The organism is Neisseria sp. P0021.S007 (assembly GCF_051956855.1).
On the sequence record NZ_JBQCXA010000751.1, the window covers coordinates 1 to 612 of the forward strand.

General features: G+C 48.4%; 2 protein-coding genes. One reads left to right on the forward strand and one right to left on the reverse strand.

Annotated features, from left to right (window positions below):
- On the forward strand, positions 1–285 hold a 285-nt coding region (locus ACTHUR_RS15765; protein ID WP_440399590.1), incomplete at its 5' end, for a DUF4189 domain-containing protein.
- Positions 286–359: 74 nt separating this feature from the next.
- Here the strand turns inward: ACTHUR_RS15765 and ACTHUR_RS15770 are convergent.
- Positions 360–612: GNAT family N-acetyltransferase (locus tag ACTHUR_RS15770; RefSeq protein WP_440399592.1), on the reverse strand; the 253-nt coding region annotated here is incomplete at its 5' end.

Sequence of the window (612 nt, forward strand, 5' to 3'; positions counted from 1 at the left end):
AAAGGCTACCGTTCTGCTAATAAAGAAGCCTTGCAAAACTGTATTAAAGCTGGAGGAGGTCAAGACCCGAAAGATGAAAATGGTGAAGGATGTGGTTTGATGACCGAATATCGCAATGCCTGTGGAGCGATTGCATTGGGTGGAAAAAATCGAGGAGCTGCACGGAGTGCTGTTTTATTGGAAGATGCGGAACAACAAGCTATTGCTGCTTGTGAGAAAGGTCGTTCTGATAAATGCACGATCTATTATTCAGGCTGTTCCCGCCATCCTGATTACCGTTATTAATTGATTTTATTTTTCAGACGACCTCTAAATGCTAAAAGGTCGTCTGAAAACTTAATTTCAGACGACCTTTTCGTTTATTTAGGATCGCAGCGGAAATGGTAGGCGCAGATTTCGAAGCCGTTTTTGAAATACAGGCGGTGCGCATCGACGCGGTCGTGATTGACGTGGACGTTGAGGTGGATTTTGGTGACACCTGTTTCCGCGCCGATTTTGCTGACTTCTGCCAAGAGGCGGGAGGCGTAGCCTTTGCGGCGGCTTTGCGGCAGGGTAACGATGTCGTCGATGTGGATATGGCGGCCGCTGGCGAGGTTGCAGGCTTCGCGGAAG